The organism is Inquilinus sp. (genome assembly GCF_039594555.1).
In the GTDB taxonomy this organism is placed as follows: domain Bacteria; phylum Pseudomonadota; class Alphaproteobacteria; order DSM-16000; family Inquilinaceae; genus Inquilinus.
On sequence record NZ_JBCNNF010000206.1, the window covers coordinates 1 to 12,093 of the forward strand.

Sequence of the window (12,093 nt, forward strand, 5' to 3'; positions counted from 1 at the left end):
TGGTTGACCTGGAGGGCACGGTCACCACCGCCGGCGCCGAGGTGCTGCGGAACGCCCCGCCGGCCAAGGCCGACGCGCCGATCGCCCGCCACCTGGCCGCTGCCGGCATGGTCAGCCTGGGCAAGGTCAATCTCAGCGAGTTCGCCTTTTCCGGCCTCGGCATCAACCCGCACTACGGCACCCCGGCGAACCCGTTCGACGCCACCTCGCCGCGGGTGCCCGGCGGCTCCTCCTCCGGCTCCGCCGTAGCGGTGGCGCGCGGCCTGGCCCCCTGCGCCATCGGCACCGACACCGGCGGGTCGGTCCGCATCCCCGCCGCCTTCAACGGGCTGGTCGGCCTGAAGACCACCGAGGGTCGAATCGACAAGACCGCCGTCTACCCGCTGTCGCAGACCCTCGATTCGGTCGGCCCGCTGGCCCGGACGGTGGAGGATTGCATCCTGCTGGACGCCGCCCTGCGCGGCGCCGTGGCCACCGACATCCGCCGTGCCGAGCTGGCCGGCCTGCGGCTGGTGGTGCCGGAGAATGTGGTGTTCGACCAGGCCGAGGACGGCGTGGTCGCCAATTTCGAGCGGGCGCTGTCGGTGCTGGCCGCCGCCGGGGCGAAGATCGAGCGCCGGCGTCTGCCCGTCATCGACGAGATGTTCGCGACCGGCGCCGCCCATGGCTCGCTGACGTCGGCGGAGTCCTATGCCTTCCACCGCGAGCTGATGGAGGGGCCGGATGCCGGCCGCGTCGACCCGCGCATCACCTCCCGCATCACGGCCGGCAAGCGGATGACGGCGCTGAGCCTGCTGGCGATCCAGGACATGCGCCGCCGGCTGACCGCGGCGCTGGCGGCGGAGCTGGGCGGCGCCCTGCTGGCCTTCCCCACCGTGGCGCATGCGGCGCCGGAGATCGCGCCGCTGGAGGCCGATGTCGACCTGTACCACCAGATCAACCTGCGCAGCCTGCGCAACACCATGATCGGCAACGTCCTGACCCTGTGCGGCCTGGCCCTGCCGACCGGGCTGGACGGGCGCGGCCTGCCGACCAGCCTGCTGCTCTCCGCCCCCGCCGGCGACGACGCCCGGCTGCTGGCCATCGGCCTGGCCGCCGAGGCCGCCGGCATCGACCAGCGCGGCTGATCGAAGGGCCCGGCCAAGTCCCCCTCGGCCGGGCCCTTCTCCCCTCCCCGTCCCCCCGGACGGAGCCGGTGCCGCTACCCGGCCTGGAATGTCCCTTCCGATACGATGCTGCTAAGCGGCTTGCGACCGCTGGGGGCCTCGCGCGACTGCAGGCTCTCCGGCAGAATCGACTTGTCGCCGATCCGGCCGATGGCGATAGCGGCGTCGGCGGCGTAGTCCGCCGGCAGGCCCAGCAGGCTGCGGGCCTTGTCGCGGTCGAATCCCGCCATGCCATGGGTGTGCCAGCCGGCGAGTAGCGCCTGCAGGGCGAAGTTCGACCAGGCGGCACCGGCGTCGAAGGAATGGGTCGGCAACGGCGTCTCGCCCTTGCCCGGCTGGTCGAAGCTGGCCTTCGACGCCACGATGATCAGCGCGGCGGCATGCTGTGCCCAACCGCGATTCCACTCGTTCAGGATCTCGAGGAACACCGGCCAGCCCTCCGTCCCGCGGCGGGCATAGACGAAGTGCCAGGGCTGGGCGTTGTAGGCCGAGGGCGCCCAGCGCGCCGCCTCGAAGAAGCGCAGCAGCTCCGACTCCGGGATCGCCTCCTCGATGAAGGCGCGCGGCGACCAGCGCCGCAGGAACAGGGCATCGATCTCGTGCTCGGCCACGCGGCCGTTGAGGCTGGTCATGTCGGCTCCATGGGCCGGTCCGGACGACCGGCGGGCTGCGGCTGATCGCAAAAGACCATTTTGATGCCGGCCAAAGGAACGTCAAACCAATTTCTGAATGTGCAATTGGACGGCATCGCTGCTCTGCGGCCGCGGTCGAGACGCTCGCTTGGCCTTATCGCCGCCAGACAGGTCTTAACCAGATCAACACATTAGATATTATACACTTATATTTTGATGTTTATTGCAAAATAACATTGACTGAGATTGTCCATCCGCCATTATCTACATCTCAGCGGCGCTCGCTGTGCCTTCCGCCCCCCGGCAACAGGACATCGCCTTGGCCACCCTCTCGCTGACCCAGCCTGCCGGCGGCTTCCGGATCGAGCGGTTCCGCCGCTTCATCCCGCCGCTGGTGATCGTGCTGCTCTGGCAGGCCGGCTCCTCCGCCGGGCTGATCCCGCCGCGGTCGATCGCCTCGCCGGCCACCATCATCGTCACCTTCTGGACGCTGCTGGCCTCGGGCGAGCTGCTGCAGCACCTGCTGGTCTCGCTGGGCCGGGTCACCGCCGGCCTGGCCCTCGGCGTCACCACCGGCGCCGCGCTGGCGCTGGTCGCCGGGCTGTCGAAGCGCGGCGAGGACCTGGTCGACGCCACGATGCAGATGCTGCGCACCCTGCCCTTCCTGGCGCTGGTGCCGCTGTTCATCCTGTGGTTCGGCATCGGCGAGACGCCGAAGATCGCGCTGGTCGCGCTCGGCTCCGCCTTCCCGATCTACCTGACGCTGTTCGCCGGCATCCGCGGCGTCGACGCCAAGCTGGTCGAGGCCGCCAGCGTGTTCGGCCTGTCGCAGCGCGAGCTGGTGCGCCAGGTGATCCTGCCGGGCGCCCTGCCCTCCGCCCTGGTCGGCCTGCGCTACTCGCTCGGCTCCGCCTGGCTCAGCCTGGTGATCGGCGAGCAGATCAACGCCTCCAGCGGCATCGGCTACCTGGTGATGACCGCGCGCGACTTCCTGCGCACCGACATCATCTTCGTCGGCCTGATCGTCTATGCCCTGCTCGGCCTCGGCGCCGACCAGCTGGTCCGCGCGATCGAGCGCAGCGTGCTGCGCTGGCGCCCCAGCTTCGTCAAGGCCTGAGCCTCGAAAGGATGCGCCCCGTGCCCCTCTCCGCAGCCCGGCATCGCGCCGACCTCGACGCCGCCCCGCAGGACCGCCCGGAAATCGTCCGCATCCGCGGCCTGACCCGGTCCTTCGGCGGCCCCAACGTCCTCGACCATCTCGACCTCGACATCGCCGACGGCGCCTTCGTCGCCCTCTTGGGCCGCAGCGGCTCCGGCAAATCGACGCTGCTGCGCACCCTGGCCGGGCTGGACCCCGCCCCGGCGGGCACTGTGACCGTGCCGTCGGAGCGCACCGTGGTGTTCCAGGAGCCCCGGCTGCTGCCGTGGAAGAGCGTCTGGCGCAATGTCGCGCTGGGCCTGTCCGGATCGAATGCCCGCGACCGCGCCGTGGCGGCGCTGCAGGAGGTCGGGCTGTCGCATCGGATCGACGCCTGGCCGCTGACCCTGTCGGGCGGGGAGGCGCAGCGCACAGCCCTGGCCCGGGCCCTGGTGCGCGAGCCGCGCCTGCTGCTGCTGGACGAGCCCTTCGCCGCGCTGGACGCGCTGACCCGGATGAAGATGCAGGGGCTGGTCGGGTCGCTGTGGCAGGCGCATCGCCCGGCGGTGCTGCTGGTCACCCACGATGTCGACGAGGCCCTGCTGTTGGCAGACCGGGTGCTGGTGCTGGCCGAGGGCCGCATCGCCACCGACATCCCGATCGTGCTGGACCGGCCGCGGCGCCACGGCGACCCCGGCTTCGTCCGGCTGCGGACGAAGCTGCTGGCCGATCTCGGCGTCGACGAGTTCGAGGGCGGGGCGGCGCCGGCCGCTCCACGTCCCGCCGGGCGGCCCGTGGTCGCCGGCCATCCCATCCCCGCCGGGGCCTGAGGCGATGGCGCGGCCGGAGCAACCCCTGCGCAGCGTTGACGCGCCGCCGAGCCTGGCGGAGACCGTGGCCGCCCTGGCCGCGGCGTTCGCCGGGACCGCGGCGGAGCATGACCGCAGCGGCGCCTTCCCCTTCGCCAATTTCGACCGGCTGGCCGAGGCGGGCCTGCTGGCCCTGGTGACGCCGCGGCGCTTCGGCGGGCTGGGCGGCGGGCTGCAGGACGCGGCCACCGTGATCGGCGGCGTCGCCCAAGGCGAGCCGTCCACCGCGCTGGTGCTGTCGATGCAGTATCTGCAGCACGCCTCGATGGAGGAGCGCGGCTGGCCGCCGCATCTGGCGGAGCGGCTGGGCCGCGAGGCGGCCGCCGGCGTTTCGCTGATCAACGCGCTGCGGGTGGAGCCGGAGCTGGGCACCCCCGCCCGCGGCGGCGTGCCGGCCACGATCGCCCGTCGCACGCCGGAGGGCTGGCGCGTCTCCGGCCATAAGATCTTCTCGACCGGCATCCCGATCCTGTCCTGGCTCGCCGTCTGGGCCGTGACCGACGAGGCCGAGCCGCGCGTCGGCACCATCCTGGTGCCGGCAGCCGCGCCCGGCATCCGGGTGGTGGAGAGCTGGGACCAGCTCGGCATGCGCGCCACCAACAGCCATGACGTGATCCTGGACGATGTGCTCGTGCCCTTCGACCACGCCGTCGACCTGCGCCCGCCCGAGGCCTGGCGCGTGCCGGAGCCGGTGAAGTCGGCCTGGGGCGCGGTGCTGATCGGCGCCCTCTATGACGGCATCGCCCGCGCCGCCCGCGACTGGTTCGTCGGCTTCCTGAAGACCCGCGCCCCGGCCAATCTCGGCGCGCCGCTGGCAACCCTGCCGCGGATGCAGGACGCGGTCGGCGAGATCGAGGCCCGCCTGGCGGTCAACGCCCGGCTGATCGCCAGCGCGGCGCGCGATGTCGATGACGGCCGGCCGCCCTCCCCCAATGAGAGCGGCATCGTCAAGCTGACCGTCACCGGCAACGCCATCGCCGCGGTCGAGTCCGCGGTGCGGCTGACCGGCAATCCCGGCCTGGCCCGCGCCAACCCGCTGGAGCGGCATTACCGCGACGTGCTGTGCGCCCGCATCCACACGCCGCAGGACGATTCCATCCGCCTCGCCGCCGGCCGCCTGGCCCTCGGCCTCTGACATCGCTTCGAGGATTTCGCCATGAGCGTCGAATTCATCGGTTTCATCGGCACCCGCGACTTCTCCGAGACCCGCCCCGCCAGCGGGCCGGTGATCGACGTGCCCTATATCGAGACCGTGGCCCGGGCGCATGAGGCCGCCGGCTTCGATCGCGCCCTGGTCGCCTTCCACTCGACCTCGCCGGAAAGCATCCTGATCGCCGGGCACGCCGCTTCGGTGACCGAGAAGCTGGGGCTGATGATCGCGCACCGGCCGGGCTTCACCGCCCCGACCCTGGCGGCGCGGCAATTCGCGACGCTGGACCAGCTGACCGGCGGTCGCGTCGCCGTGCACATCATCACCGGCGGCGACGATGCCGAACTGCGCCAGGACGGCGACTTCCTGACCAAGGACGAGCGCTACGCCCGCACCGACGAGTATCTCGGCATCCTGCGGAAGATCTGGACCAGCGACGCGCCCTTCGATCACGAGGGCGCGCATTACCGGTTCGAGCGCGGCTTCTCGACCGTCAAATCGGTGCGGCCGCCGCACATCCCGGTCTATTTCGGCGGCGCCTCGGACGCGGCGATCCAGGTCGCCGGCAAGCATGCCGACATCTATGCGCTGTGGGGCGAGACCCACGCCCAGGTGCGCGAGTTGACCGGACGGGTGCGGGCCTCGGCGGCGAAGCACGGCCGGCAGCTGCGCTTCAGCCTGTCGCTGCGGCCGATCCTGGCCGAGACCGAGGAGAAGGCCTGGGCCCGCGCCGACGCGATCCTGGAGCAGGCGCGCGCGGTGCAGGAGAAGACCGGTTACAAGCGCACCGTTGAGCCCGCCAATTCCGGGTCGCTGCGCCTGCTGGAAGCGGCGGCGCAGGGCCCGCGGCTGGACAAGCGGCTGTGGACCGGCATCGCCGCGCTGACCGGCGCCAAGGGCAACTCGACCGCCCTGGTCGGCACGCCGGAGCAGGTGGCCGACGCGCTGCTGGACTATTACGACCTCGGCGTCACCACCTTCCTGATCCGCGGCTTCGACCCGCTGGACGACGCCATCGACTATGGCCGCGAGCTGATCCCGCTGACCCGCAAGCTGGTCGCCGACCGGGTCCGCGCCAGTGCGACGGCGGCAGAGTAAACGCCAGTCTTACCCGCCTCTTCTTCATTGTCATGCCCGGGCTTGACCCGGGCATCCAGGAGGTCTCGACACCCTCTGGATTGCCGGGTCAAGCCCGGCAATGACAGCAAAAACAAGAGCCCATGATGAGCCTGTCCGGAGTTCCTGTCATGAAGCGCATCCTGGCCGGGCTGGCCCTGGCCCTGGCGATCACCGGCGCGGCGAACGCCGAGACCGTGCTGCGGGTCGGCGACCAGAAGGGCAACGCCCGGTCGGTGATGGAGGCGGCCGGCGTGCTGTCCGACCTGCCGTACAAGGTGGAATGGAGCGAGTTCCCGGCCGCCGCGCCGCTGCTGGAGGCGCTGAACGCCGATGCCATCGACGCCGGCAGCGTCGGCGACGCGCCCTTCACCTTCGCCGCCGCCGCGGGGGTGCCGGTCAAGGCGATCGCCGCGATCCGGTCGAAGCAGGACGGGCTGGCCATCGTCGTGCCCAAGGAGTCGCCGGTTCAAGGGCTGCAGGACCTGGTCGGCAAGACCCTCGGCACCGGCCGCGGCTCGATCGGCCATCAGCTGATCCTGGCGGCGCTGGAGCATGCCGGGCTGAAGCCGGACGCCGTCACCATCGTCTTCCTGCTGCCGGCCGAGGCCAAGGCCGCCTTGTCGAGCGGCGCCATCGACGGCTGGTCGACCTGGGAGCCCTACACCTCGCAGCTGGAGCTGCAGGAAGGCGCACGCCGCGTCGTCACCGGCGTCGACATCACGCCCGGCTTGAGCTTCCTGGTCGCCCGGCCGGACGCGATCGAGGCCAAGCGCGCGGCGCTGCAGGATTTCGTCGGCCGGCTGGCCAAGGCGCGCAGCTGGGGCACCAGTAACTATCCGGCCTATGCCGAGATCTGGAGCAAGCTGGTCGGCCTGCCGCAGGAGGTGGCGCTGCAGTACCTGTCGCGCCAGGCGGTGCGGCCGGTGGCGATCGACGACGCGGTGGTGGCGGATGAGCAGAAGACCGTCGACCTATATTTCCGCGCCGGGCTGATCCAGACCCAGCTGGACGCGAACACCGTGCTGGACCGCTCGTTCAACGACCCGGTGCTGGCGGAGCTGGCGAAGAAATGAGCCTCGACACCCTGCTTGCCCTGGCGGCCGCCGGGCTGGAACCCATGGAGGAGCGCCATCCTCCGGTGACCAATGACGCCTTCCGCGGCGCCATGCGGCACCTGGCTGGGGCGGTCAGCATCGTCACCGCCGGGCTGGGGGCGGAGCGCAACGGCCTGACCGCCACCTCGGTGGTGTCGCTGTCGGCCGACCCGCCGACCGTGCTGGTCTGCGTCAACCGCTCGGCCTCGGCCTGGCCGCTCCTGGTCCGGCACGCCCATTTCGGCATCAATGTGCTGGCGGCGTCGCAGCACCCGATCGCCGACCGCTTCGCCGGCCGCAATGGCGAGAAGGGCGAGGCCCGCTTCGCCGGCGCCCGCTGGATTCAGCTGGCCAGCGGCGCGCCGATCCTGGCCGATGCGCTGGTCGCCTTCGACTGCACGCTGGAGGAGCGCATCCAGCGCCACTCCCACGACATCCTGATCGGCCGGGTGCGGGCGCTGCATGGCGCCGGGGGCACCGACCCGCTGCTGTACTGGCGTGGCGCCTATGGCGCGATCCGCCCCCCTGTCTGAAAGACCGCCTTGCGGCTGGGGAAGTCGCCGCCGACATGATAGGACAAGGGCGGAGCCGAACCCGGCGCAGCCATCCCGGTCCCGAGGACAGCCATGAGCCGTGAGAGCTATAAGTCCGCCCTGATCGTCGGCACCGGCAGCGGGCTCAGCGCCTCGCTGACCCGGCTGCTGAGCCGCCAGGGCCTGCGCGTCGCAGTCGCCGCGCGCGACACCGACAAGTTGAAGCCGCTTCTGGAGGAGACCGGCGCCGCCGGCTTCGCCGCCGACGCTTCGGACGCCCAGGCGGTGGCCGGGCTGTTCGACGCCGTGCAGCAGCGCTTCGGCGGCGACCCGGACGTGGTGGTCTACAACGCCAGCGGCCGGCTGCGCGGCCCGCTGGCCGACCTCAACCCGGCCGAGGTGCAGCGGGTGCTGGCGGTGACGGCCTTCGGCGGCTTCCTGGTCGGCCAGCAGGCAGCCAGGCGGATGCTGCCGAAGAAGCGCGGCGCCATCCTGTTCACCGGCGCTTCGGCCAGCGTCAAGGGCTATGCCCGCTCCGCCCCCTTCGCCATGGGCAAGTTCGCGCTGCGCGGCCTGGCCCAGAGCATGGCGCGCGAGCTGTCGCCGCAGGGCATCCATGTCGCCCATGTCGTGATCGACGGCCAGATCCGCGAGGCCGGGCGCGAGGACCCGCCGGCCAAGCCCGACAGCACCCTGGACCCCGACGCCATCGCCCAGAGCTATGTCGACCTGCTGCGCCAGCCGCGCAACGCCTGGAGCTGGGAGATCGAGCTGCGGCCCTGGGTGGAGACCTTCTGACATCCCGAGCACCGGAGGCCCCATGGACACGATCGGTTGGCTGATCCACACGTTGGAGAGCCGCTTGCCGGAAGGGCCCGAGGATCGCGCCGAACCGCCGCGCCGCACCCGGCCGGCGGCGCCGCGCCTGCTGGACCGGGTCCGGGCCGCCATCCGGCTGCCCCCGCCCCGCTGACGACCGAGGTTTCGCCATGCCGGATTCGCTGACACCGCCGGGCCTCGCCCCCGAATTCCTCGCCGGCCAGGCGCTGCTGCGCGAGAGCGGCATCGTCCAGGCCGATGTGCTGGCGACGCCGGTCGTGGTCGCCCGCGGCCATGCGGCGACGCTGCAAGCCTTCCTGAACCAGGACGCCCCGCCGCTGGCCCGAGTCGAGGAGCATGTCCTGTCCCACCTGCCGGTGCCGGTGCGGGTGCGGCTGTACTATCCGGACAACGCCGCCGGGCCGCTGCCGGCCTATCTGCACGCCCATGGCGGCGGCTTCGCCCTGGGCGGCATCGACTCGCTGGACCGCTGGAAGCGCGAGGTCGCGCGGGACGCTGGTGTCATCGTCGTCGGCCTCGACTACGCTCTGGCGCCCGAGCACAAATTCCCGACCGCGCGCGACCAGGCCGTGGGCGTGGTGCAGTGGCTGCGCGCCAATGCGCCGGCGCTGGGCCTGGATGCCGGGCGGATCGGCATCGGCGGCGATTCCGCCGGCGGCAACCTGGCCCTGGCCACGCTGCTGCGGCTGCGCGACCTGGGCGAGACGCTGCCGCGCTTCGGCGCTCTGGTCTACGGCATGCTGTCGGCGAACCACGACACGCCGTCGCACCGCGATTTCGGCGACGGCCGCTACGGCCTGTCGACCGCCAGGCTGGAGTGGTTCTGGACCCAGTACCTGCGCGACCCGGCGCTGCGCGACGATCCCCAGGCGGCGCCGCTGACCGCCGACCTCGGCGGCCTGCCGCCGCTGCTGCTGCTGGCCGCCGCGCTGGACCCGCTGCTCGACGACACGCTGGCCCTGGACCAGCGGCTGACCCGGATCGGCGCGGCGCACGATCTCAAGGTCTATCCCGACATGCCGCACGGCTTCCTGGCCCAGACGCGCCTCTTGTCCCGGGCCCGCGAGGCGCGGGATGACGTGGTCGCGGCGCTGAAGCGGCACCTTGTCTGACAACCCGGCCGCCGGCATGGACAAGGCTGCTGCGGGCGACTATCGATAGCCTCATCGATCGGCCGTCTGGTCATCAGCGGACAGAGAAGAGGCATCAGATGAGCGACGCGGATATCGCAGTCGTCGGCTTGGCCGTCATGGGCCGGAACCTCGCCTTCAACATGGCGGAGAAGGGCTTCCGGGTGGCGCTGTACAACCGCAGCCAGGAGAGGACCGACGAGGCGATGGCCTTGGCCGGCCCGCTGGCCGACCGCCTGGTGCCCTGCCGCACGCCGGAGGAGCTGGTGGCGGCCGTGCGCAAGCCGCGCGCGATCCTGCTGATGGTGCAGGCCGGCGCCGCGGTCGACGAGACCATTGCCCGGCTGCAGCCGCTGCTGGAGAAGGGCGACGCCCTGATCGATGCCGGCAACGCCAATTTCCACGACACCGTGCGGCGCGAAGGCGCGCTGGACAAGGCCGGCCTGGCCTTCCTCGGCGTCGGCGTGTCGGGCGGCGAGGAAGGGGCGCGCCACGGCCCGTCGATCATGGTCGGCGGCAAGCCAGAGGTCTATGGCCGGGTCGACAGGATCTTCACGGCGATCGCCGCCAAGTTCGAGGGCACGCCGTGCTGCGCCCTGCTGGGCACCGACGGCGCCGGCCACTTCGTCAAGACCATCCACAACGGCATCGAATATGCCGACATGCAGATGATCGGCGAGGTCTACGGCCTGATGCGCCGCGGCCTGGGGCTGACCCCGGCCGAGATCGGCGACGTGTTCGAGCGCTGGTCGAAGGGCCCACTGTCCTCCTACCTCGTCGACATCACCGCCACGGTGCTGAAGACCACCGATCCGAAGACCGGCAAGCCGCTGGTCGACGTCATCGTCGACAGCGCCGGCCAGAAGGGCACCGGCCGCTGGTCGGCGATCGAGGCGCTGGCGCTGGGCGCCCCGGCCTCCTCGATCACCGCGGCGGTGGAGGCGCGGGGCGTATCGGCCGAGCGTGCCCTGCGCAAGACGCTGTCCGAGCGTTTCCCCGGCGCGGCCCAGAAGCTGACCCTGGCCGGCAACCGCGAGGCGGCGATCGAGCTGCTGGAGAAGGCGCTGCTGGCCGGCAAGATCCTGGCCTACACCGAGGGCTTCGCCATCATGTCGGCGGCGTCGCGCGAGTACGGCTGGAAGCTGCCGCTGGCCGAGGTGGCGCGGATCTGGCGCGCCGGCTGCATCATCCGCTCGACCCTGCTGGACCGCATCGCCTCGGCCTATGACGAGACGAAGGATCTGGAGACGCTGGTGCTGGCGCCGGGCCTGACGCCGCTGTTCGAGGGCGCCGCCGGCGCGCTGACCGAGGTGGTGGCCGAGGCCTTCCGCCACGGCCATGCGGTGCCGGCCCTGTCGGCCGCGACCTCGCGCTGGCTGGCGCTGCGCCAGGCCCGCTCGACCGCCGATCTGACCCAGGGCCAGCGCGACTTCTTCGGCGCCCACGGCTTCGGCCGCATCGACGCCGAGGGCCAGCATCACGGCCCCTGGAGCCAGGCGCACGGCTGAGCCTGACGCCCGGGCCTCACCCCCTTCGAGTCCCCCCTCCCCTCGCGGGAGGGGGTTAGGGGGAGGGGGTTCCCGCCGCGAGAACCGGCCTCATTTCGGGACCGTGACTCTGACCGGCACGATCCAACCTATACGCGCGCGGACGCGCGCAGCCCCCCTCCCCGTGCCCCCCTCCCGCAAGGGGAGGGGGGACTGCAAAAAACCAGCAGCGCCGGGCAATGCCCCGCCTACAGATCGTCCCGGATGCACGCCTTCGCATGCCCCGGCGCAACCTCGCGCAGCGGCGGCACCACCGCCGCGCAGTCCGGCACGGCGTGCGGGCAGCGGGTGCGGAAGACGCAGCCGGAGGGCGGGCTGATCGGGCTGGGGATGTCGCCCTGCAGCAGGATGCGCTCGCGCCGCACCGTCGGATCCGGCACCGGGGCGGCCGAGAGCAGCGCGCGGGTATAGGGGTGGCGCGGCGCGGTGTAGAGCGATCGGGCCGGCGCCGATTCCATGATCCGGCCGAGATACATCACGATCACGCGGTCGCAGAGATACTCGACCACCGACAGGTCGTGGGCGATGAACAGCACGGTCAGGCCCAGATCGCGCTGCAGGTCCTGGATCAGGTTCACCACCTGGGCCTGGATCGAGACGTCGAGCGCAGAGACCGGCTCGTCCGCCACGATGAAGCTGGGCTCCACCGCCAAAGCCCGGGCGATGCCGATGCGCTGGCGCTGGCCGCCGGAGAATTCGTGCGGGTAGCGGGTGATCGCGTCCGGCCGCAGCCCGACCCGGCGCAGCAACCCGGCGATCCGCTCCGGCCGCTGCCGGCCGCGCGCCAGGCCGTGGATGGTCAGCGCCTCGCCGACGATCTCGCCCACCGTCATCCGCGGGTTCAGGCTGGCATAGGGGTCCTGGAAGACGATCTG

13 protein-coding genes are annotated in these 12,093 nt (G+C 71.8%); 11 read left to right on the top strand and 2 right to left on the bottom strand.

All coding sequences use genetic code 11. The features are described 5' to 3' along the window. On the top strand, window positions 1-1,127 hold a 1,127-nt coding region (locus tag ABDW35_RS21045; protein WP_343715842.1), incomplete at its 5' end, for an amidase family protein. A gap of 74 nt (window positions 1,128-1,201) precedes the next feature. On the opposite strand, the gene ABDW35_RS21050 is transcribed toward ABDW35_RS21045, so the two are convergent. After that, complete coding sequence (locus tag ABDW35_RS21050) at window positions 1,202-1,798, bottom strand: nitroreductase family protein (RefSeq protein WP_343715843.1); 597 nt, start codon at window positions 1,796-1,798, stop codon at window positions 1,202-1,204. A 319-nt stretch (window positions 1,799-2,117) separates the two neighbouring features. Between ABDW35_RS21050 and ABDW35_RS21055 the strand changes: the two genes are divergently transcribed. The 10 genes from ABDW35_RS21055 to gndA all read left to right on the top strand — a co-directional run bounded on the left by ABDW35_RS21055 (window position 2,118) and on the right by gndA (window position 11,179). After that, the gene (locus ABDW35_RS21055) at window positions 2,118-2,915 is read left to right on the top strand and encodes an ABC transporter permease subunit (protein WP_343715844.1); all 798 of its coding nucleotides are present in this window, start codon (window positions 2,118-2,120) and stop codon (window positions 2,913-2,915) included. A gap of 83 nt (window positions 2,916-2,998) precedes the next feature. After that, window positions 2,999-3,766 (top strand): ABC transporter ATP-binding protein, encoded by a 768-nt coding sequence (locus ABDW35_RS21060; protein ID WP_343715853.1) that lies wholly within the window; start codon window positions 2,999-3,001, stop codon window positions 3,764-3,766. Between the two features lie 4 nt (window positions 3,767-3,770). Then, window positions 3,771-4,940, top strand: coding sequence for an acyl-CoA dehydrogenase family protein (locus tag ABDW35_RS21065; RefSeq protein WP_343715845.1), 1,170 nt, complete (start codon window positions 3,771-3,773; stop codon window positions 4,938-4,940). A 21-nt stretch (window positions 4,941-4,961) separates the two neighbouring features. Further along, a complete protein-coding gene (locus ABDW35_RS21070; protein ID WP_343715846.1) occupies window positions 4,962-6,053 on the top strand; it encodes an LLM class flavin-dependent oxidoreductase in 1,092 nt (363 codons plus the stop codon). Window positions 6,054-6,202: 149 nt separating this feature from the next. Then, a complete protein-coding gene (locus ABDW35_RS21075) occupies window positions 6,203-7,147 on the top strand; it encodes an ABC transporter substrate-binding protein (protein ID WP_343715847.1) in 945 nt (314 codons plus the stop codon). After that, window positions 7,144-7,701: a flavin reductase family protein gene (locus tag ABDW35_RS21080; RefSeq protein ID WP_343715848.1), complete on the top strand. Its 558-nt coding sequence runs from the start codon at window positions 7,144-7,146 to the stop codon at window positions 7,699-7,701. Before ABDW35_RS21075 ends, ABDW35_RS21080 begins: the two co-directional genes overlap by 4 nt. A gap of 93 nt (window positions 7,702-7,794) precedes the next feature. Beyond that, window positions 7,795-8,499 (top strand): SDR family NAD(P)-dependent oxidoreductase, encoded by a 705-nt coding sequence (locus ABDW35_RS21085; protein ID WP_343715849.1) that lies wholly within the window; start codon window positions 7,795-7,797, stop codon window positions 8,497-8,499. Window positions 8,500-8,521: 22 nt separating this feature from the next. Then, entirely contained in the window at window positions 8,522-8,674 is a 153-nt protein-coding gene (locus tag ABDW35_RS21090) for a hypothetical protein (RefSeq protein ID WP_161790435.1), read from the top strand. A 16-nt stretch (window positions 8,675-8,690) separates the two neighbouring features. Continuing rightward, window positions 8,691-9,653: an alpha/beta hydrolase gene (locus ABDW35_RS21095; protein WP_343715850.1), complete on the top strand. Its 963-nt coding sequence runs from the start codon at window positions 8,691-8,693 to the stop codon at window positions 9,651-9,653. A gap of 98 nt (window positions 9,654-9,751) precedes the next feature. Then, window positions 9,752-11,179, top strand: a complete 1,428-nt coding sequence (gene gndA, locus ABDW35_RS21100; RefSeq protein WP_343715851.1) for an NADP-dependent phosphogluconate dehydrogenase — start codon at window positions 9,752-9,754, stop codon at window positions 11,177-11,179. Between the two features lie 227 nt (window positions 11,180-11,406). Here gndA and ABDW35_RS21105 read toward each other — a convergent pair. Continuing rightward, a partial coding sequence (locus tag ABDW35_RS21105) for an oligopeptide/dipeptide ABC transporter ATP-binding protein (RefSeq protein ID WP_343715852.1) occupies window positions 11,407-12,093 on the bottom strand: 687 nt, incomplete at its 5' end.

Excerpts from the sequence above, each read along its gene's own strand:
- ABDW35_RS21080 (WP_343715848.1), top strand. The coding sequence starts at position 7,144 with ATGAGCCTCGACACCCTGCTTGCCCTGGCGGCCGCCGGGCTGGAACCC.
- ABDW35_RS21070 (WP_343715846.1), top strand. The coding sequence starts at position 4,962 with ATGAGCGTCGAATTCATCGGTTTCATCGGCACCCGCGACTTCTCCGAG.
- ABDW35_RS21075 (WP_343715847.1), top strand. The coding sequence starts at position 6,203 with ATGAAGCGCATCCTGGCCGGGCTGGCCCTGGCCCTGGCGATCACCGGC.
- ABDW35_RS21085 (WP_343715849.1), top strand. The coding sequence starts at position 7,795 with ATGAGCCGTGAGAGCTATAAGTCCGCCCTGATCGTCGGCACCGGCAGC.
- ABDW35_RS21065 (WP_343715845.1), top strand. The coding sequence starts at position 3,771 with ATGGCGCGGCCGGAGCAACCCCTGCGCAGCGTTGACGCGCCGCCGAGC.
- ABDW35_RS21095 (WP_343715850.1), top strand. The coding sequence starts at position 8,691 with ATGCCGGATTCGCTGACACCGCCGGGCCTCGCCCCCGAATTCCTCGCC.
- gndA (WP_343715851.1), top strand. The coding sequence starts at position 9,752 with ATGAGCGACGCGGATATCGCAGTCGTCGGCTTGGCCGTCATGGGCCGG.
- ABDW35_RS21090 (WP_161790435.1), top strand. The coding sequence starts at position 8,522 with ATGGACACGATCGGTTGGCTGATCCACACGTTGGAGAGCCGCTTGCCG.
- ABDW35_RS21050 (WP_343715843.1), bottom strand. The coding sequence starts at position 1,798 with ATGACCAGCCTCAACGGCCGCGTGGCCGAGCACGAGATCGATGCCCTG.